Below are 21,866 nucleotides of genomic sequence, written 5' to 3' on the forward strand. Positions count from 1 at the left end.
ATGTGCTTGCTATATAAATTGATAGTGTGAAAGGATCGTATATGTTTTTCTCTAGTATTACTGTAGATTACACAAAAATGGGCTATCCTAAAGCCATTGTACGGGCTTTGGATTTCTTGAAAAATACAGATTTAAAAGCATTGCCTGGTGGTCGTCATGCCATTGAAGGGGACATGATGTACGCCAATGTAGACGATGTAGAAACAAAATTATTTGAAGCTACAAAACCTGAGTCTCATCTCAATTATGTAGATGTTCAATTCATGGTAGATGGGGAAGAAAATATGGGCTTTTTTGTAGATAAAGGCCTCGTAAAACCTGTAGAGTCTTATCCAGATCGGGATTGTTATTTTTACCCAAATGAAGCTGTCGATGAAGGCCGAATCCATTGTCCAGAAGGGTACTATACAGTATTCTTTCCGTCCGATATCCATCGCGCGCTAATTGCTGTAAACGATAAGCCTATTAAAATCCGCAAGGTCGTTGTAAAGGTTCATGTATCCTTGCTCGGAGAGTAATATGAATCAATATCATGTTATTGGTATTTTCTTAACACTGCTAGGTGCAGTTTTGTGGGGCGTATCGGGCACAGCCGTCCAGTTTCTCGGTAACTATCGAGGGATGAATCTTGAGTGGCTTGTGACATCTCGACTTTTACTAGCTGGTATGTTAACAGTATTATATGCAGGTTTTACACAAGGTCTGTCTATCTTTGATGTTTTTAAAAATCGTCGAGACTTACTGCAACTTCTTATTTTTGGTATCTTTGGGATGGGCATGTGTCAGTATACCTACTTCCATGCTATTCTTATCGCCGGTTCTGGCATCGCTACGGTCCTCCAATACTTGGCGCCGTCTATGATTATTATCTACGTATTTATGCGCTATGGTAAACGACCGTCTAGGGGCGAAATTATTTCTGTTATTTTGGCACTAGTTGGTACCATTTGTCTTATGGGCAATGAAGGTGGTATTTCTCTTGAAAGTATCCGCTTTGATGTGCTTGCATGGGGCACTTTATCTGCAGTAGGTGTAGCAGTCTATAGCTTGGCACCAGTTAGCTTATTGCCAAAGTACGGTACCTTGCCGACAGTAGGCTTTGGTATGATTTTAAGCGGTGTTGTGGCGGCGATTTTGTTCCACCAGCCAAACTCCTTTGCCCTATGGGATGAATGGACGGTCTTTGGTTACTTTTGCGTTATCTTCTTAGGTACTATCGTATCCTTTAATGCGTACCTAGAAGGGGTTAAACGCATTGGCGCCGTTCCAGGATCCATCTTATCATCTATTGAACCAATTTCAGCGGCCTTCTTTGGATGGGCTTTTTTAGATAATCAATTTAGCATGCTAGGGTTAATTGGCATGGCCATGATTATTGCTACCGTTATTATTATTGCTTTAGAAAAAAGAGGGTAGTGAAAGTATTCGTCATGGGAGGGGCCTATGGAGGAAAAACAATGGAAGGGCATGGGCCTTGCCATTATGGGAGCTCTGTTTTGGGGGCTTTCAGGCACATCTGTACAATTTCTTGAAAGTGCAAAGCACATTAATGTAGAGTGGTTACTAGAGGCGCGTTTGCTTATAGCAGGGATCTTAACCATTGTATTAGCCTATGTACAAGAGGGGAAGCGTATTTTCTCTATCTTTAAAGAGCCAAAAGACATAGGAAAGCTACTGATTTTTGGCATATTAGGGATTGCCTTAGCACAGTATACATACTTTAGAGCCATCGCTATTTCTGGGGTTGGGGTGGCTACGGTGCTTCAATATGTAGCACCGACGATGATTATTATTTACCTATTCTTACGGTATTTTAAAAAGCCATCTATACCAGAGCTATTTTGTATTGTACTTGCTATGGTTGGTACCGTTTGTATTGTCATGCAAGAAGGCTTAGATTTATCGTCCTTCAACGAAGAAGCTTTGTTCTGGGGACTCGTATCGGCGGCTAGCATTTGTGTCTATACATTACAGCCCATTGAGCTTTTAAAAACATATGGTACTACGTCTATAGTTGGTTTTGCCATGTTTATCTGCGGTATCTTATCTGTTGCTATGTTCCAACAATTTGAATCTGAAGCGATTTGGGACGGTATGACGTGGCTTGGGTTGTTTGCCATCATCATACTTGGTACAGTAGTATCCTTTAATGCCTATATGGAAGGGGTAAGGCTCATTGGGGCCGTACAAGGGTCTATACTTTCATCCTTAGAACCGATATCCGCTGCCTTATTTGGATGGGCGTTGCTGGGGAATGAATTTACCCTCATCGGCATCTTTGGTATGATCTGTATCATTGCCACTGTGTTTATCATTGCTTGGGATCGGCAACGACAAATCAAACGAGAAGTACTGGAAAAACTGAATAAAACAGAAATTAATTAGAGAAATAAAGACACATATACCATGAGATAATTCTCGTGATATATGTGTCTTTTTGTTCTATAAAATATGATATTCTAAGAGCGTTTCAAAAAATAATTTCACTCTTTGTAACTCTGTTATATAGCATAATCCATGCATATATTGTATACATGACCTATTTAGTTGACTATTTATCTATCTATTCATATAGTTAATATATAAGTACTAATTAATTTTTAGGAGGGTCCTATGTCTGTAAAAGATTTTGTACAACAACGACGTGATGAGTTTATCGCTATGCGTCGTGATTTTCATATGTATCCAGAGCCAGCTTGGCTTGAATATCGTTCTGCTGCTAAAGTTGCTGAAAAGTTAATTACTTTGGGTTATGATGTAGCACTTGGCGCAGATGTACTCGATTTAGATTCTCGTATGGGTTTACCTAGTGAAGATGTTATGAAAGCAGCAATGGCTCGTGCCATGGATGAAGGTGCAGATCCTGAGCTAGTAGAGAAAATGGGCTATGGTAAAACAGCTATCGTAGCCACTATGAAGTTTAGTGATGATGGCCCTGTAGTGGCATTCCGTGCAGATATGGATTCTAATGATGTCATCGAATCTAAAGAACTTAACCATATTCCTGCTAAGAATGGTTTCCGTTCTCGCCACGATAAAGCTATGCATGCTTGTGGCCATGATACACATATGACAATGGGCCTTGGCCTTGCTGAATATATTGCTACCCATAAGGATGGATTGAAAGGTACTATTAAACTTATCTTCCAACCAGCAGAGGAAGGCGTACGCGGTGCTAAAGCGATGGTAGAGGCAGGTGTAGTAGATGATGTAGACTTGATGTTCGGTATGCATATCGGATTTAATGAAACGTTATCTAATTGCTTTGCTTGTAGTGACCATGGCTTCTTAGCAACTACAAAACTTGATGCTGTGTTCCATGGCTATTCTGCTCATGCTGGCGGTTCTCCAGAAAAAGCACAAAATGCCATGCTCGCAGGCTGTACAGCTGTGCTTAACTTACAAGCTATTGCCCGCCATAGTCAAGGTGCTTCTCGTATGAATGTAGGCGTTTTTGAAAGTGGTACAGGTCGCAATGTAACTCCTGATGTAGCCGTACTTAAACTTGAAACACGCGGTGCTACTACAGAAATCAATGATTACATGATTGAACGCACTAAGACTATTATTAAAGCCGCTGCAGAAATGCATGATTGTACTTTTGAAATTACAAAACAAGGTGAAACACCAGCGGGTCGTATTAGCGATGATTTAGCTCGTGAGGTACAATCCATCATTGAACCATTAGGTATTTTTAAAGAAGTACCATTTGATTACAGCGGTGGTGGCAGTGAAGATTGTGCGTACTTCTTGAACCGTGTTATTGATCGTGGCGGTCGAGCAACCTATATGGTATTGGGCTCTGCTATTAAAGCACCGCATCATAATCCGCTCTTTGATATCGATGAAGAAGATATGTTAAACGGCATTGTTGCATTAGGTACAATTGCAACTCACTATTTAAAATAGGATGTATTGACTGAGATATTGCGATGTATTTATCGAAACTATAGGTGCATGCCCCTATAGATGTATGCATCGCAATATGGGAATCAGATTGTGAGGTGTTATATGATTCAACGAGAGCGATTAGCCAAGGATTTTGAAGCTATGGCACAGTTGACATCACCTGGTGAAGGCATTAATCGTCTTGCTTTCACCGATGCAGACTGGGCAGGTCGTCAATACATTATGGATCGCATGATTGATGCGGGACTCATTGTTGAAACGGATGGATTTGGCAATGTCATTGGCTATAAGCTTGGTAAGAATCCAGAATTACCAGTAGTCATGGTGGGCTCTCATACGGATAGTGTGCCTAATGGGGGCAATTATGATGGTGTTGTCGGCGTGTTGTCTGCTATCGAAGCCGTGCGTAGCATGACAGAGGATCAGTTTGAACATGACCATACCATTGCAGTAGTGGACTTTATGTGCGAAGAGTCTAGTCGCTTTGGAGCTGCCACTTTAGGTAGTAAGGCGATGCGCGGTGAATTGACCTTGAAAGATTTACATCGCTTAGTAGATAAACAAGGTACTTCCTTGTATGAGGCTTTGAAAGGTCGCAACTTAAATCCTGACGACATTGAACAGGTGGAATATAAGAGACCTGTAAAGTCTTTCACAGAAATTCATATTGAACAAGGTAAGGTACTAGAGCACGAAGCAAAACCTATAGGAGTGGTAACTGGTATTGCGGCACCAGAGCGGTTCTATGTGACCATTCGTGGTAATGCAGATCATAGTGGTGCTACACCGATGAACTTGCGTCATGATGCGCTCTGTGGGGCTTCAAAAATTATCCTCGGTATTGAGGAGATTGCATCCATGCAAGAAGAGCCTCCAGTAGTTGGTACAGTCGGTGTTGTAGAGGTTACGCCAGGGGCGATGAATGTCATTCCTGGTGCGGTGAAACTAGGTGTAGATATCCGTAGTATTTCTAAGGTGGCCCGTGATTCTGTAGTCACTCTTATTAAGGAATTTATTGATGTTATTGCAGAGAAACGAGGCTTATCCTATACGATTGAGCCTATTGCACAAGATCATCCAGTAGCGATGCATCCTGCTATGATTCGAGAAATTGAAGGGGCTGTTAAGTCCGTCGGTGTAGACTATATGACTATGCCAAGTGGTGCTGGTCATGATGCTATGCACTGGGCTGATGATGTGCCAACAGGAATGATCTTTATTCCATGCCGTGAAGGTATCAGTCATAATCCGGCTGAATTTGCAGATATGGATGACATCGTTACGGGTGCTAAGGTATTGGATACAGTGCTTAGAAAACTTAGCTTAGAAAGTACTAAACTGAATTAGGTAGTACTAAACTGAATTAGGTAGTACTAAACTGAATTAGGTAGTACTAAACTTAATTAGATTGAGTACTGTGAAATATGTTATGTACATATAATCTAGTTAGATGTGTATTAACTAGCTAGGGCCGTATATTTTACTTGGTTAGAAGGGTGTATTTCGTGTAATAGAATTAGCAGTGAATACTTGCGATTGGCAGGGAATACACAGATTGGAGAGATTATGGTTATTGCAGGTATTGTTATCGTAGTAGCGACCTTTATCGCTATTATTAAACAGTATGAAACGCGGCTCGTGTTATTATTGTCGGGCCTTTTGATGTGCTTTATTGGTGGACAGCTTGGTGCGGGTACAACGGCCTTTGTAAAAGAACTTACAAATCCAGGCCTTGTGCCGACAATTTGTACTGTTCTTGGTTTTAGTTATGTTATGGAATATACAAAATGTACAGAACATATGGTGTATTTCATCTCTGCTGGACTTAAGAAGATGACTAAAATCATCATCCCTGGCGCAGTTATTATTACGTTCTTAATCAACATTGCGTTGCCTACAGCGGCAGGCTGTGCGGCGGCGGTAGGTGCTCTATTAATCCCAGCGCTCATTCGCTCTGGTGTACATCCAGCAATGGCGGGTTCTGCTATTTTCCTAGGTACTTGGGGTAGCTCTTTGAGCCCAGGCCTTATGTTTAACCCTCAAGTGGCACAACTAGCGGGTGTAGATGTAATGACGGTTATTGCAAGCTTCTCCATGCAAGCCATGATTGGTATCGTAGTAGCCGCAATTTTACTGAATATCGTAGCTATTGTTAAGAAAGAGCATACAGGGTATGTGATGAAAAATGATACTACTGAGGACAGTAAAGAGTTTAAAGTAAATTATCTTTATGCTATTATCCCTATTATTCCACTTGTATTGCTTGTACTCGGCAGTAAACAAGTGGCGGTAATTCCAGAAGTTTCTGTGCCTGTATCTATGCTCATCGGCACAGCCATTGGTATCGTAGCAGTTCGTCCTAATGTAACAGAAGCGGTGAAGAAGTTCTTCCGCGGTACTGGTGATGGTATGTGTGATGTAGTAGGCCTTATGGCTGCTGCTGCATGTTTTACAGCTGGTATGCAACTCATCGGTCTTACGAGTGCTCTTATTGATGGCATGAAGAACTCTCAACAAATCGCTCAAATTGGCGCGGCCTTTGGTCCGTTCTTGTTGGCTGTTATCTCTGGTTCTGGTAATGCAGCAGCCCTTGCCTTTAATGGTGCTGTAACACCACACGCAGCAGACTTCGGCTATGGTATTATAGAACTTGGCTCCATGGCACAAATCGGTGCAGGTATCGGTCGTAGCATGAGTCCTGTAGCAGGTGCCGGTATCATCGTCGCAGGGATTGCTGGAATCAATCCTATGGAAATGGCAAAACGTAATGCTGTGCCATGTATCATTGCTACAGTTGTGATTATGCTATTGTTACTCTAGTCTGAGATATATTGATTGTGTAATAGTAGAGACATTATTTTATAAAAGCAATTATAAAAGAAAAACTTTCATAAAAGAAAACCCGTCATGATCATCGTCATGACGGGTTCTTTTTTATGCTGAGGTACAAGGTATAAGTAAAATTTATGGATACTAAAGAAAAGAGCAATTTGTTTTTATTGCACTTTCATAATATATTATATGTATTAAAGGAATATATACTATACCTTTGTGACAGCCCAGGTTTTCATAAATGAGTAAAAAGCCTGTACTGGTTTGGACTCAAGGGCACTATGACGGGTGTACATCCATGTATCACGAGTCATGATGTGACCATCAAGATCCTTCAAGGTTTCCTTAAATAGGTTAGGGTAATCGTTACCACAGCTTTGGGTGAGGATGGTGAAACCAAGCCCTTGGTTGACGAGCTTCATACAGGTATCGATGTCGTTCACCTCGATGGTGCGCATCGGTGGTTGTGAGTAGTGAGAATACCACCAATCATCTATGGTTTGCTGTAAATTCGGATCTGTTTGATAGTGAATATAGGGCAGACGAGGTAAGTCCTCTACGGCACAAGGCGTTTTGTTAAAGAAGCAGAATGGTTCAGACCAAATATGCTCTTTCGATTCTGTCCAAGTGTGAGCACCGCGGATGATGGCAGCATGTAGGCGACCTTCAAGGAAGTCATGGTACAGCTTATAGCTAAGTCCCGTATACATGATGATATCAATGTGGGGATACGCCTCTTTAAAGGTGGATAAGATATGGGGAATGTGATACTTGGCGAATACATTTGAGCATCCTAGGTTTAATGTACCCCGTGGTTCACTACCCATAGCTAATAGCTCTTGGCGCACCGAAGTATAGGAATTGAGCAAATCTTCGGCGTACCGCACAAGGCGTTGACCTTGATAGGTAAACTCTACACCACGAGCTTGTCGGTTGATGATAGGACAGTTAAATTCCTTTTCTAATTTTTTTATTCGTTCACTCAATGCCGGTTGCGTCATAAATAGACGACGTGCCGCATAAGTAATATTATTTTCCTCTGCTAAGGTTTTTAAAATTGTACAATCTTTCGTGTCCATAAACTCTCCTTTACATATGTATTATTGTACTCTATCCCGTAGAGTTGGTACAGATGAGGGACGGCTAGGGCTATACAGATTAGATATAACTAAAGACTAGTTACATGTAAGAGGAATGTAACTTTCATCCATAAACATGGTGAAAGTATAGTGTTTGTAAAGGTTTACACATGCCTGAAAGTAATAAAGGAGCAAGTTATGGTTGAGTTAATTCCAAATGGTGTATTTTTATATCATGGTACGGATATCGTTCCTGCAGATTCTAGTGCAGCCCTTGATCAGCAAGAAGTTTTTAATAAAGAGCGCGCCTATAAGGAAACGATGGCGTACCGTATTTTAATGGACCACCAACAACATGAAGGGGATGAAGATTTACGCATCAAATTCGATGCTTTAACATCTCACGATATCACCTATGTTGGCATTATCCAAACGGCTATTGCCAGTGGTCTAGATAAATTCCCAATTCCTTATATTTTGACAAACTGTCATAACAGTTTAGCCGCTGTAGGGGGCACAATTAATGAAGACGATCATGTGTTTGGCTTATCCGCAGTACAACGTTTCGGCGGCGTCTATGTACCACCTCATCTTGCCGTTATTCACCAATATATGCGTGAAACGATGGCAGGTTGCGGCAAAATGATCCTCGGCTCCGATAGCCATACTCGTTATGGTGCGCTTGGTACTATGGCGATTGGTGAAGGCGGTCCAGAGCTTGTAAAACAATTGCTCGGTCGTACCTATGATGTACAACGTCCAGAGGTTATCGCGATTTACCTGGATGGTAAACCTAAACACGGCGTAGGTCCACAAGACGTGGCTCTCGCTATTGAAAAAGCTGTATTTGCGAATGGGTTCGTAAAAAATAAAGTAATGGAATTCGTAGGCCCTGGTATTGAACACCTATCCATGGACTTCCGTAACGGCATCGATGTAATGACTACTGAGACTACATGTCTTACAACAATCTGGAGAACAGATAGCCATACAAAAGAATTCTTAACCCTTCATGGTCGCGGTGATGCGTATAAAGAGCTTAACCCTGGCGATGTGGCTTACTATGATGGCCTTGTAAAGGTTGATCTTGGCGCAGTGGAAAGCATGATTGCTATGCCATTCCATCCAAGTAATGTATATACTATTAAAGAAATCAACGAAGGCGGTCGCGATTTATTAGCGGAAATCGAACGTCAAGCGGTTGAGCAATTAGATAATAAATCCTTGTCCTTGCAATTGCCTGAAAAACACTTTGACGGCAAATTACACTTAGATCAAGGTATCATCGTTGGTTGTTCTGGCGGTTTGTATGAAAATATCATGCAAGCGGCCAATATCGTACGCGGTAAGAGCGTAGGCTCCGGTCGTTTCGCTTTCAGTGTATATCCTTCTAGCCAACCAATTTATTTAGAGCTTATGAAAAATGGTGCTCTCGTTGACCTTATGAGTGCTGGTGCCATCGTGCGTACAGCCTTCTGTGGTCCTTGCTTCGGCGCAGGCGATACACCTAATAATACGGGCCTCAGCGGTCGTCATGCGACACGTAACTTCCCAAATCGTGAAGGGTCTAAACCAGGGAATGGTCAAATCTCTTCCGTTGCACTGTTAGACGCCCGTTCTGTAGCGGCTACGGCTATTAATGGTGGTGCGTTAACGGCGGCTACTGATATCGAATATGATGATGCGGTGCCAGCTTACCACTATGATGATAAACCTTATGAAAGCAAGGTATATAATGGCTTTAACGAACCTAATAAAGATACTGAGCTCGTGTATGGTCCATCTATCAAACCATGGCCTTCTATCGAAGCATTGACACCAAATGTATTGCTCAAAGTAGCAGCTTATATCGACGATCCTGTAACGACTACAGATGAGTTGATTCCATCTGGTGAAACATCTTCCTTCCGTTCTGACCCATATGCATTGTCTGAGTTTGCTTTGAGCCGTAAGGTTCCTGAGTATGTAGGTCGTGCGAAAGTCGTTCGCGATTGGGAAAAATCTCGTCAAGAAGGTGAAAGTGCAGCCGATTTAGTAACTGCCTATGAAGAGGTAAAACAAGCGCTTGGTCTTACAGATTCCGTAGAGGATATGGCTAAATCTACAGCCGTTTCCAGTATGGTGTACGCTAATCGCCCTGGCGATGGCTCTGCTCGTGAACAAGCAGCATCCTGCCAACGCGTATTGGGTGGTGGTGCTAATATTGCTATTGAATATGCTACAAAACGTTATCGCAGCAATGTTATTAACTGGGGCATGTTGCCGTTCGTAACTAGCGAAGAAGACTCCAAAACTATGGCAGTAGGCGACTATGTATATGTGCCAAATGTGCGTGACCAATTATTCTCTGACTCCGATGATTACAAAGCATATGTTATCAGCGGTGGCGTGAAGAAAGCAGAGATTACATTGCATTTAGGTCATCTCAGCGATGAAGAAAAAGATATTATCGCAGCAGGTTGTCTCATCAACTACTATGCAAATAGTAAAGCGTAAGTGGTGAACATAAAGGAGTACATTATGAACGGGTATAAAGAAATTCCTGTTACCTATATGCGCGGTGGTACTAGTAAAGGGGCGTATCTGTTAAAAGATACGCTTCCCACTGATCCAGCTGCACGAGACCGTATGATTTTAGATTTATATGGTTCTCCTGATGCACGTCAAATTAATGGTATTGGTGGTGCCGATCCATTGACGAGCAAGGTAGCTATCGTAAATCCTTCTGACCGCGATGATGCAGATGTCGACTACACCTTTGGGTATGTAGGCATCGCTGATGCGGTAGTGGATTATGAAGGTAACTGTGGCAATATTTCTGCTGGTGCAGGGGTATTTGCTATTATGGAAGGCTTTGTGAAAGCTGTAGAACCAGAAACAGTAGTTCGTATCTTTAACACGAATACAAATAAGGTGATTGAAGCGCATGTGCCAGTTCGAGATGGCAAGCCTGTTATTGACGGTGATTTTGCTATCGACGGTGTACCTGGTACAGGTGCTCGTATTACATTATATTTCTTGGAGCCAGGTGGTTCTAAGACGGGTAAGCTACTACCAACAGGGAATGTACAAGACACGATTACATTGGCTGATGGTCGCACAATCCAAGTCAGTCTCGTAGACGCAGCTAATCCAGCTGTCTTTGTAAAGGCTACGGACCTTGGTTATGAAGGTACGGAATTACCGGCTTTCACAGAAACGGATGGCGGTGTATTACTCAATACACTTGAAGATATTCGTACTACTGCGGCTGTGATGATGGACCTTGCTCCATCTAAAGAGGCTGTGAGTCCTGCAGTTCCAAAGGTTTGCATGGTGTCTGCACCACAAACCTACGTGGCAAGCGATGGTCGAACTATCAAGGGGAATAGCATAGACATTGTAGCCCGTACAAAGGCACTAGCTGTAATGCATAAAGCGTATGCTGTTACAGGTGGTATTTGTACAGCTACGGCAGCGCTTATTACGGGTACTGTGGCAAACGAAGTAGTGAGCGAACGTGCTAAGGAAACAAATCGCGTTACTTTAGCGCATCCATCAGGGAAATTTGATTTCGAAATATGCTTGACCCATGATAATGGTTGGCATGTGGAGAAGGCGGGCGTCGCTAGAACAGCGCGACCGATCATGAAAGGCATAGCTTATGTTAAAGGAGAGTAAGAATGAATAAGCTACTTAAAATTGCAATTATGTTTGCCATTCCTCTGTCAATGTGGTTCATTACACCGCCAGAAGGTTTGAGCGTTGAAGCTTGGTGACTATTAGGTTTCTATTTAATGGCTATCGTTGGTCTTGTTGTTAAACCTTGGCCAGCACCAATTATCTTGTTATTATCTATTGCAGGTTCTGCAATTTTCTTGAATGCTACGAAAAACGTATTGTCTGGTTATGCATCTACAACCGTATGGTTAGTATTCGCTGCGTTCTCCCTCAGTGTGGCGTTCGTAAAAACAGGCCTAGGCCGTCGTATTGCCTATCTATTGATTAAATCTTTAGGTCACACTACATTGCGTCTTGGCTATGTAACTGCTTTATTAGATTTGGTTATTTCCCCAGTAACACCGTCCAACACAGCACGTTGTGGTGGTATCGTGTTCCCAATCATGAACTCTGTAGCAAAAGCTTTGGGGTCTGAGCCTGGTGAAACCGCTAAAAAAGCTGGTTCTTACCTCATGGTTAACACATACATGGTTACTAAGGTAACAAGCTTCATGTTCGCTACAGCAATGGCACCAAACTTATTGGCTGCTGACTACATGAACAAAATCCTCGGTGTAGATCTCGACTGGGGACTATGGGCATTAGCGCTCGGAGTACCAGGTCTTGTAATGCTTCTCATTACACCTGCTTTGGTATATTACTTAGACAAACCATCTATTCAACACATCGACTCTCACGCGATTGCTGATGAAGGTTTAAAAGAACTAGGACCTATGTCTGGTCGGGAAAAATCTCTCATCGTTATCTTTATTCTTGCCTTAGTGGGTTGGGCATTACCATCCATTTTGATGAAAGGCTTTGGTATTAAATTCTCTCTTGATGCAACAGCAGTAGCTATTACAGCCATGGTAGCAGCGCTTATAACAGGCACAATCAAATGGGAAGATATGCTTGAATCAAAAGGTGCTTGGAATACGTTGATCTGGTTCGGTGGTATCATCGGCATGTCCAGTGCGTTGACCAAGGTTAAATTCTTTGAATGGCTAGCTGATTTTATGGGTACACACTTCAGCTTCGGCGACAACCCGATGATGGCTCTAATTATCATAGGCGCTCTCAGTATCGCTGTTCGTTACTTGTTCGCCTCTGGTAGTGCCTACGTTGTAGCCATGCTTCCAGTATTCCTTACTGTAGGTAAAGTGGCGGGCGTAAATCCAATGGCCTTGTCCTTGTTATTAGCTGCTACAAACTCCTACGGTGGTGCGTTGACCCACTACGGTGGTGCAGCGGCTCCGATTGTATTTGGTGCAGGTTACAACACAGTTAAAAACTGGTGGGTTATCGGCGGTATCTTCGCTATCGTGTGCTTCATCGTAAACCTTACAGTAGGCTACGCATGGTGGGAAATCATCGGTATCCTATAATACCTAACTAAAGACAATAAACTAGAGAATATAGTTATTCTATACCTATAGAATGATTATCCCCTAGGTAGTGAAAGTTTTCAGACTTTCACAAAACAACATAATAAAAGATATAAAAGAACATAATAAAAGATATAAAAGAACATAATAAAAGAGCTGTCCTAGAATCCATCTGAATTCTTGGGACAGCTTTTTCGGGTTATTTTAATTTTGATGCAACCCATAGGGCGGCGCCGATAAAGGTAAGGCCACATGCCCAGAAAAGGGTTGTGAAGCCAAATTGAGCGGCTACGATGGAGCCACCAAAGGAGCCTAGGAAGTAACCCATAAACAAACAAGATTGATTGTACGAGAATACTTGGCCCGTATATTCCTTAGGTGTTTTTGATGCTAAATAGGTATTAAGGGCTGGTAACATACCACCAAGCCCAAAACCTTGTAAGAAACGGATAAACCCGAGTACATACACAGAGTCCACATAGGCTTGCGGTATATTGAGCAGACCTACATAGATCATGGAGTAGATGAGTACCTTTCTAGGGCCTATGCGGTCTACTAATTTTCCGAGTGGAGAGCTACTAAAGAACTGGGCGATACCCATGGCGGAGAATACAGCACCAGATATGAAGGCTATATTTTCCGTATTGCTTGGTAGCATTCCTTTAATGTAAACCGTCATAATAGGGGAAATGGCGGTCACCGAAATGGCATACAAGAAGGAGGCTGTAGATAAAGCGACTAAACTAGAAAACTCTGGTAAGTGAGCTTTTAGATTTCTAAAAGTTTGCTTTTCTACAAGCGGCTTTGGAACATAGTTTTCATGTACTAGCATAGCCGTTAAGCCAAAGGAGATAAGCATAAGGGCCCCGATGATAAAGAAGTCATTTCGAATGCCTACTACATCACTGAGATACCCACCTACAAGGGGACCTGCTAGTGAGCCAGCAAGGTTAAAAGAGGCAATAATCCCTAGTGCCCAACCTGTATGGTTTTGCGGTGTTTCTGACGCAATCAGTGTTACCGATGCGGAGTAAAAACCGCTTACTAAACCTTGCAACGTACGAACGAGGAAAACACCTTCTGGTGTAGTCTGAAAGCCCAATAAGAAACTACATATAGCCATACCGAGACTAGAGCGTATGAGGGTAATTTTACGTCCCTTACGGTCTGCTAATCGGCCCCAGAAGGGAGCAGCTAAACAGACAATGAGGAAGGTGATGCCCATGGAGGCACCGGACCATCGTGCTATCGAGCCTGTATCGCTTAAGCCCATATTATGGAAGTATAGAGGGAGAATAGGGCTTACCTGACTAATCCCAAGGGACATAAAGAATACGCAGAATGCGCATATGTACACCGTTCGTTTCCACGTTTCCAAAGTATCCCTCCTTTAGTTTTATTTCTTTTTAACTTCTTCCCAATCGCTTAAGTCCGGAAGTTTACTGCTTGTCATAGATTCTTGAATCCAGTAGTTAATGGATGTTAAGTTGCAAGAGTCTCGTTCAAAGCCATATACGATGTTGTCTCCTACGTCGTCTTCTATAGTGATAAAGAGTCGAATGTGTAAGTTTTTACCTTTTCCACGCTCGATGAAGTAGCTAATATCTTGATCGTCGAGGTTAGATGGGCGAACCGCCATGATATCATACTTGCCATTAGCTACGCCTTCTAAGGCATCCTTAATCATTTGATTGGAATGTTCATATTGATTGAGGTGGAAGATATCGTTATCTACAGTTAATACATATTCTCGTGGAGGTGTTGTATTTTTGTACTGTTTCTCCCAACTTTCATCAATAACAGGTAATGTAGCATTATCATAGAAGTCTTTAATTAAACGTAAACCGTCAGGAATGGACATTTCTTTAAAGTATCGTATTTCATATACTGTAGGCTCTAAGGTTTCATCTGGTTCACTGGTATCCTCATTGTAGCCGTATAGATAGATTGTACAAGAGTTTTTATCTTCATTGTGGAACATAACAATGCTGTACACATCGTGAATTACGTTTTCTATGGATTGACGATTGTCATAGATGATAAAACTGAGGTATTTTTGTGTATCCCATTCGCGCACAATGAAATCCCAATCGTATTTATTAGTACGCCAACCAGTAGTAGAGTCCTCGAAGATTTCTAATACATCAACAGAGTTTTGAGGCCATGCAGGTGGCATAGGATTACAAGTTGTAGAAGATTGTGTTATGCCTTCTTTGTACTGGTAGTGGCCATTAACGAGCTCAAAGGCTTCTAGTCGTTCAGATGCTTCGTCAGGAATTACCAAGGGCTCACCATTACCTAACCAATTATCATTTCTAGTGTTGAGACGGTTGATACTTTCACGAGCATGCTCGTAGAACGTAACGGCTTGGTCTAAATCCGGTTCTTTTGTAATGGCACCGATTTCGTAGCAATAGCCGGCCGCCAGTTGCCATAGATGATCCGCATAGTCGTAACTACCGTACCTGTCGTGACATTTGCTAGCCGGATTAACGCATTCTATGGCGGTTCTCATGGCAGGGGTATTACCTTTTTTGAAAGTAAATACATAAGCGAGATATGGCCAAATAGCATCGAGAGTGTAAATAGCTGGTTGTTGCAATAAGTGAGCAATGCGAGACCAGTCTTGGGACTGACCATCGATATTCAATGTGCGAATAATGATGGCCTGCAATGTAACATAAGCATGGTCGTCAAAGTCTAAATAATCTGGGCTTATAGCAGCGCGCTCGTAGTATCTGAGAGCCTTTTGAATATTCTGCGGGATTCTTTTATTAGACAACTGTGGTTTTGCGTAATATTCGGCAGCTTCCCGTAAAGATAGGCCATTATTCATGGCTGCGCCGCGCTCAAAATATTCAAGAGCTCGTTCATGTTCCCCGCGAGCTTTACAAATATCGCCTGCTAGATACAACATGAGTGGCAAACCTGCTTCGGCCCCTTTAAAAATGGTTTGTTCTTCCATTTGCCTATTATCTTGCTCTACATAGGTAACGCGCAAGTTGCTGTATGCAATAACAAGACCAGCCTCGGCAGATTTACGGAGCCATTCTTGAGCAATAGCATTTACTTTGTTTGCCAATCTACGTTGATTTGCTTGTACAAATAAGCCTTTTAAGAAACGGGTAAAGGTAGATGGTTCACCTTCATTGACTAGCTTTTGAGCCGATGGTAAGATGTGGTAATCTCCCCATTGGAATACATTGGCAATGGCGTACGCACAATAAGAACAACCCTTTTGGGCACCTTCATAGACGCGCTGGAATGCTTCGTCCTTCGTCATAGGTAACTCTTTCTCAATGGTTGGTGTAAGGGCTCCTGAGGTACGCATAGCCTGTAAAATAGCGATAGCACTGCCGCGACGAATGGCGGTATGCAAGTAACTATACGCCTTTGTGTCATCCTCAGGAAAGCCTGCTTCAATCCACGTGAACTGAGGGCCAGAATAAACGCGCGCCAAAATAGCGTACACATCGCCAATACCTGGAATCTCTTGACCTTCCTCGTCGGCTTTCACAAGGGCCTCAAGCTCTGCCTTGCCCTCCCAAGCGATATCTTTATTACATTGATGGAATATTTTATTGAAAGACCGCTGTATTTGATCAGTAAAATAAAAACTCATTCTCTCCTCCGCATAATAATCAGTAGAGGCTGATAACATATGTAATTTCAGTATACTATTAGTATTTATAGGAAAACAATATAAATATTCTGAATTTGCTAAGGAGAATAGGGGTACATGATTTAATTACAAGTAACGATATCAGATAATTGATAAATCTAAGGATAAGGTGAAAGTTAAGATTTTTCTTGACTTTCATTCTATAGAAACATTATAATCAAATTATAATTTTATACTCGCCTAAAGAAACCGATGAGGTGGAGATAAAAATAGGAAATGCACTCACAGAGAGCGGGATTAGCTGAGAACCCGTAGTACGCAGCTTATTAAATGGACCACCGAGGGCGCAGGGAACAGAATGAACTTTCATTCCTAGTATGGTGCGACGTCACACGAGCGTTAGTCGTGAGGGATATGTTAGTATCCTGCGAAAGGGGAATGCACTGCATTCAAACAAGGTGGTACCGCGATTTATAGCATAATACAAGGTTTTCGAATACTCTTGTAATAATAGAACTATAGACTCGTCCTTGACGTTATATTGTCATGGGCGAGTTTTTTTATTGGCAAATGCCAGATGGAGGTTCTCATGATTTTCCCTAGTCTTGACCGTGTGAAAGCTATCGCACCGGGCTACGATATCGTGCCTGTATATATGGAAATTTTATCCGACGTACGCACACCGATTAGTGTGTTGAAAGCATTAAAACAAGTGAGCAGTCATACGTACTTGCTTGAAAGTGCGGATAATAGTAATCATTGGGGCCGTTATTCCTTCTTGGGCTATGATCCTAAGATTGAGCTATTCTGCAAAAATCATAAAATGACTATCAAAGACGGTACAACACGTACTTTTGAATGCTCTGACCCAGCTGGAGAAATTCGCAATATTTTGAGCCAATATAAAAGCCCTCGTTTAGAAGAGTTGCCAACCTTTACAGGTGGTTTTGTAGGCTACTTCGCTTGTGAATATATTCGCTACATCGAGCCCACATTGGACTTCCCAACACCAGATGATGATCCAGCGATGGTAAACGATGTAGATCTTATGCTCTTTGATAAGGTTATTGCATTCGACCATTACAAAAATAAAATCTATTTGATTGCTAATATTAGCACAAATGATTTAGAGCGTAACTACAACAAGGCTGAGCTTGAGTTAAAAGCATTAGCAGATCTCGTAGTGAACGGTAAAGAGGCGGATATTCCAAAAGGCATTCTTAAAACAGACTTTACATCTGAGTTTACAAAGGATGAGTTTGAAGCAGTTGTTAAAAAGACACAGCACTACATCAAGGAAGGGGATATCTTCCAATGTGTTGTATCGAATCGCCGCGAAGCCGAGTTCGATGGCAGCTTGCTAAATGCATACCGCGTATTGCGTACGTTGAACCCATCTCCATACATGTTCTACTTGTCTGGTGGCGATGTAGAGCTTACAGGTGCCTCTCCAGAAACCTTGGTAAAACTAACAGATGGTAAAATGTACACCTTCCCAATTGCGGGCACTATGCGCCGCGGTAAAAACGAAGCAGAGGACCTCGCTATTGAGGAAAAACTCATCAATGACGAAAAAGAGTTGGCTGAACATAATATGCTCGTTGACCTTGGTCGTAATGATTTAGGTAAAATTTCTAAATTCGGTTCTGTAAAAGTAGAGGCGTTACATATGTTGCAACGTTTCTCTCATGTCATTCACATTACATCTACTGTAAGCGGAGACATTCAAGACGGCAAAGATGCCCTTGATGCTATCGGTGCTACATTGCCAGCTGGTACCTTATCTGGGGCACCTAAGATTCGTGCTATCGAGATTTTACACGAACTTGAAAAAAGCCCACGTGGCGTATACGGTGGTGCTGTAGGTTACATCGATTTCTCCGGTAACATGGACGTATGTATTGGTATCCGCATGGCCATGAATAAAGGTGGTAAAGTCTATGTTCGTGCTGGCGCTGGTATCGTTCGTGATAGTGTACCGGCTAGTGAATATAACGAAACTTTGATGAAAGGCCAATCCATGATTTCCGCAATTACAGATGCACAGGAGGTAGAATAATGGTACTCCTTATAGATAATTACGATAGCTTCTCCTTTAATTTATACCAATTAGTAGGCTCTATCGATCCAGATATTAAAGTCATCCGTAGCGATGAATTAACAGTTGAAGAAATCCGCGCTTTAAAACCAGACTATGTGATACTTTCACCTGGACCTGGCAGACCAGCTGATGCGGGCGTATACGAAGACCTATTGCGCGAATGCAAAGGCGAATTTCCAATCCTCGGCGTATGCCTCGGTCACCAAGCTATCGGCGAAGTATTCGGCGGCACCGTATCCTACGCAAAACAAGTTATGCACGGCAAACAAAGCGTAGCCAAACAAGTACACCCATCCAAAATTCTTAAAGGCGTACCAGAACAATTTGAAGTGGCACGGTACCATTCCTTGGCGATCATTGACGAAACCATGCCAAGCGAACTCATCGTCACATCCGTTACAGACGACGGCGAAGTAATGAGCGTAGAACACAAAGACTACCCAATCTACGGCGTGCAATTCCATCCGGAATCCATCATGACACCGAACGGGGAACAAATGATTCGCAATTTCTTAGAAAAATAATCACTGTTTAATTTAGGTATCGAGGGGCTATTTATAGGTCCTAGAACGATAAGGCAGAAATAAGGTCCCTCGGAACTCCAAGTGGCCACCGCCCCACTACATGGGGCCGCCAAGTCGTTCCTTAAGACCTTATTTCCTGCCAACTCAACCTTGGCATTACTCATTCAATAGCCCCTCTACAGCACATACCTTAAACGATAGACATATTTTTCTAAAGAAATATGCGAATCAGAACCCCTAATATAGGGAAAGGTGGTGCAAAGCACCACCTTTCCCACCCCTTATAAAGAAATGGCCTGTGCGTTACTCCATATAATGCGCAGGATCATTTGATAATAGTTTGTTTGAGGGATATCTATTAAATTGGTATGATTTTTTGGCTGATAGGTGCGATTGGGTTATGTGCGAAGCCGACTTGGCGCCCCGCATAGCGGGGGGTGGCCACTTGGAGGCTGAGGACATAACCCAATCGGTAGTAGTCAGTTTGATATGGTATCAATTTAATAGATATCCTCAAAAGGAGATATAAAATGATTAAAGACGCATTATATGCAGTAACGCATGGTCAAGATTTATCCTACGACCTTGCAAAAGATACAATGAACAAGATTATGAGCGGCGACGTAGCCGAGGTTCCTATGGCTGGTTTCTTGTGCGCTTTGGCGGCGAAGGGCCCTACTGTAGATGAGGTTACGGCTTTTGCTGAGGTTATGCGCGAGAAGGCTGGTTCTGTACCTCACAAAGGTACTGTTGTGGAAATCGTAGGTACTGGCGGTGATGAGGCTAATACGTTTAACATTTCTACTACATCTGGTTTCGTCATTTCTGCTGCAGGTATTCCTGTAGCAAAGCATGGTAATCGCAGTGTATCTAGTAAATGTGGTGCTGCTGATTTGATCGAAGCATTAGGCGCTAAATTAGAGCTTAATGGCGAACAAAACGAGGCAGTGCTCAATAAAGCCAATATGTGCTTCATGTTTGCTCCTGTGTATCATCAAGCGATGAAATATGCAGGCCCTGTACGTAAGGCGTTGGGCGTTCGTACGGTGTTCAACATCCTTGGCCCTTTGGCAAACCCTGCAGGCGCTACTGTAGAGTTGATGGGCGTGTACGATAAATCGTTGGTAGAACCATTGGCTCGCGTATTGGCTAATCTTGGCGTTAAACGCGGTGCTGTGGTACACGGCTTCGACGGTCTTGATGAGATTACGGCTACCAATAAAACCTATGTATGCGAAATTAATAATGGTACTTTCACAAGCTACGAATTCGATCCAAAGGAATACGGTTTCGAATACGCTGATAAAACTGAGCTTGAAGGTGGCGATGCTACGGTAAATGCTGAGATTACGCGCCGCGTTCTCGGTGGTGAACAAGGTGGCAAACGCACGGCGGTTCTCCTCAACGCAGGCATGGCGATTTACCTTGCAAAAGAGGGTATTACATTAGCAGAGGGCATTGAAGAGGCGAAAAATATGATCGACTCTGGCAAGGCTCTTGCCACAATGAAACAGTTTGTGAAAGCAACCCAAGAGGTATAATCATTGATTTTAGATAGAATTGTAGAGGCTACCAAAATTCGGGTAGCCCAAGAAAAACAGGTGGAAACGCCTGAGGCTGTAAAAGCAGCGGCTTTGGCGTTACCATCTGATACAGGATTTCCTTTTGAAGCAGCCCTTCGTCAGCAAGACTTTAACTTCATTTGCGAAGTAAAGAAGGCATCTCCGTCTAAGGGCATCATTGCGGAGCACTTCCCCTATTTAGATATCGCTAAAGAATATGAAGTAGCCGGCGCAGCGGCCATCTCTGTATTAACAGAGCCAGACTTCTTTAAAGGTGATAAAAAATATTTGCAAGAAATTGCAAGCACTGTAAAAATCCCTGTCCTTCGTAAGGACTTCATCATCGATGAATACCAAATCTACCAAGCGAAGGTGTGGGGCGCTAGTGCCATCCTCTTGATTTGTGCCTGCCTCGATGTGCCTACATTGACGAAGTTCCGTGAGTTAGCCGATTCTCTTGGTTTGTCTTCCTTAGTAGAGGCTCACGACGAACACGAAGTACAAATGGCCATCGATTGCGGTGCCCGTATCATTGGCGTTAATAACCGCAATTTGAAAGACTTCACGGTGGATGTACAAAATAGTGTGCGCTTACGCAATCTCGTTGAGGACGATGTGATTTTCGTATCTGAAAGCGGCCTTGAAACGCCAGAGGATATTCAAGTATTGCGGGATAACAATATCGGCGTCGCCTTGATGGGGGAAACCTTCATGCGCTCTCCAAACAAGGTTGAGAAGTTAGCCTATCTGTATGGGCCTACATATTATACGCCTAAGATTAAGATGTGCGGCATCTCCAAGGTGGAAACAATCCCTGCTGTAGTCAATGCTAAGCCTGATTATATGGGCCTTGTATTTGCACCGAGCAAACGGCAAGTCACTGTGGAGCAAGCTAAGACATTAGTGGACGAACTCCATAAGCAATACGCAATTAAAACTGTAGGCGTATTCGTAAATGAAACGGTAGAAAACCTACTTACGATTGCTGAGGACGTAAAACTTGATGTGATTCAACTTCATGGAGATGAAGATGAGTCTTTCATCCAAATACTAAAAGAACAGTCTAATGTAGAGGTTTGGAAAGCTATTCAAGTCCGCAGTGCTGCAGATGCAGAAAAATGGATTGATAGCAGTGCGGATATGCTGTTATTTG

General features: G+C 42.6%; 15 protein-coding genes and 1 pseudogene. 13 read left to right on the top strand and 3 right to left on the bottom strand.

Features of this window, described 5'->3' with window-relative positions; all coding sequences use genetic code 11:
• The first annotated feature begins 41 nt into the window (after window positions 1-41).
• The 6 genes from RWZ05_RS03865 to dcuC all read left to right on the top strand — a co-directional run bounded on the left by RWZ05_RS03865 (window position 42) and on the right by dcuC (window position 6,729).
• Window positions 42-518: a YhcH/YjgK/YiaL family protein gene (locus RWZ05_RS03865; protein WP_314642281.1), complete on the top strand. Its 477-nt coding sequence runs from the start codon at window positions 42-44 to the stop codon at window positions 516-518.
• 1 nt (window position 519) lies between these two features.
• Window positions 520-1,416: an EamA family transporter gene (locus RWZ05_RS03870; RefSeq protein WP_314642283.1), complete on the top strand. Its 897-nt coding sequence runs from the start codon at window positions 520-522 to the stop codon at window positions 1,414-1,416.
• A gap of 27 nt (window positions 1,417-1,443) precedes the next feature.
• A complete protein-coding gene (locus RWZ05_RS03875; RefSeq protein ID WP_314642285.1) occupies window positions 1,444-2,385 on the top strand; it encodes a DMT family transporter in 942 nt (313 codons plus the stop codon).
• A gap of 228 nt (window positions 2,386-2,613) precedes the next feature.
• Window positions 2,614-3,909 carry an amidohydrolase gene (locus tag RWZ05_RS03880; protein ID WP_314642287.1) on the top strand — a complete coding sequence of 432 codons (1,296 nt, stop codon included), beginning with the start codon at window positions 2,614-2,616 and terminating at the stop codon, window positions 3,907-3,909.
• 102 nt (window positions 3,910-4,011) lie between these two features.
• A complete protein-coding gene (locus tag RWZ05_RS03885; RefSeq protein ID WP_314642289.1) occupies window positions 4,012-5,256 on the top strand; it encodes a M20 family metallo-hydrolase in 1,245 nt (414 codons plus the stop codon).
• 219 nt (window positions 5,257-5,475) lie between these two features.
• Window positions 5,476-6,729, top strand: a complete 1,254-nt coding sequence (gene dcuC, locus RWZ05_RS03890; RefSeq protein ID WP_314642292.1) for a C4-dicarboxylate transporter DcuC — start codon at window positions 5,476-5,478, stop codon at window positions 6,727-6,729.
• Window positions 6,730-6,950: 221 nt separating this feature from the next.
• On the opposite strand, the gene RWZ05_RS03895 is transcribed toward dcuC, so the two are convergent.
• Complete coding sequence (locus RWZ05_RS03895) at window positions 6,951-7,820, bottom strand: LysR family transcriptional regulator (RefSeq protein WP_314642293.1); 870 nt, start codon at window positions 7,818-7,820, stop codon at window positions 6,951-6,953.
• A 198-nt stretch (window positions 7,821-8,018) separates the two neighbouring features.
• Between RWZ05_RS03895 and RWZ05_RS03900 the strand changes: the two genes are divergently transcribed.
• The 3 genes and pseudogenes from RWZ05_RS03900 to RWZ05_RS03910 all read left to right on the top strand — a co-directional run bounded on the left by RWZ05_RS03900 (window position 8,019) and on the right by RWZ05_RS03910 (window position 12,904).
• On the top strand, window positions 8,019-10,316 hold the full coding sequence (locus RWZ05_RS03900; protein WP_314642295.1) for a hydratase: 2,298 nt from the start codon (window positions 8,019-8,021) through the stop codon (window positions 10,314-10,316).
• Between the two features lie 24 nt (window positions 10,317-10,340).
• Window positions 10,341-11,480, top strand: a complete 1,140-nt coding sequence (locus RWZ05_RS03905; RefSeq protein ID WP_314642298.1) for a PrpF domain-containing protein — start codon at window positions 10,341-10,343, stop codon at window positions 11,478-11,480.
• A gap of 2 nt (window positions 11,481-11,482) precedes the next feature.
• Window positions 11,483-12,904: pseudogene (locus RWZ05_RS03910) on the top strand (anion permease).
• A gap of 199 nt (window positions 12,905-13,103) precedes the next feature.
• On the opposite strand, the gene RWZ05_RS03915 reads toward RWZ05_RS03910, so the two are convergent.
• Together RWZ05_RS03915 and RWZ05_RS03920 are read right to left on the bottom strand one after the other, a co-directional pair.
• Window positions 13,104-14,282, bottom strand: a complete 1,179-nt coding sequence (locus RWZ05_RS03915) for an MFS transporter (RefSeq protein WP_314642299.1) — start codon at window positions 14,280-14,282, stop codon at window positions 13,104-13,106.
• An 18-nt stretch (window positions 14,283-14,300) separates the two neighbouring features.
• Window positions 14,301-16,526 carry a sel1 repeat family protein gene (locus RWZ05_RS03920; RefSeq protein WP_314642301.1) on the bottom strand — a complete coding sequence of 742 codons (2,226 nt, stop codon included), beginning with the start codon at window positions 16,524-16,526 and terminating at the stop codon, window positions 14,301-14,303.
• Window positions 16,527-17,115: 589 nt separating this feature from the next.
• On the opposite strand from RWZ05_RS03920, the gene RWZ05_RS03925 reads away from it, so the two are divergent.
• From RWZ05_RS03925 to trpC, 4 genes are all read left to right on the top strand, one after another.
• Complete coding sequence (locus RWZ05_RS03925; RefSeq protein ID WP_314642302.1) at window positions 17,116-18,585, top strand: chorismate-binding protein; 1,470 nt, start codon at window positions 17,116-17,118, stop codon at window positions 18,583-18,585.
• Window positions 18,585-19,151, top strand: coding sequence for an aminodeoxychorismate/anthranilate synthase component II (locus RWZ05_RS03930; protein WP_213467546.1), 567 nt, complete (start codon window positions 18,585-18,587; stop codon window positions 19,149-19,151). The genes RWZ05_RS03925 and RWZ05_RS03930 overlap by 1 nt, the downstream gene beginning before the upstream one ends.
• Before the next feature lie 530 nt (window positions 19,152-19,681).
• Window positions 19,682-20,692: an anthranilate phosphoribosyltransferase gene (trpD, locus tag RWZ05_RS03935; RefSeq protein WP_314642307.1), complete on the top strand. Its 1,011-nt coding sequence runs from the start codon at window positions 19,682-19,684 to the stop codon at window positions 20,690-20,692.
• A gap of 3 nt (window positions 20,693-20,695) precedes the next feature.
• The coding region (gene trpC / locus RWZ05_RS03940; RefSeq protein WP_314642310.1) for an indole-3-glycerol phosphate synthase TrpC at window positions 20,696-21,866 on the top strand (1,171 nt) is incomplete at its 3' end.

This window comes from uncultured Veillonella sp., assembly GCF_963543145.1.
GTDB lineage: Bacteria > Bacillota > Negativicutes > Veillonellales > Veillonellaceae > Veillonella.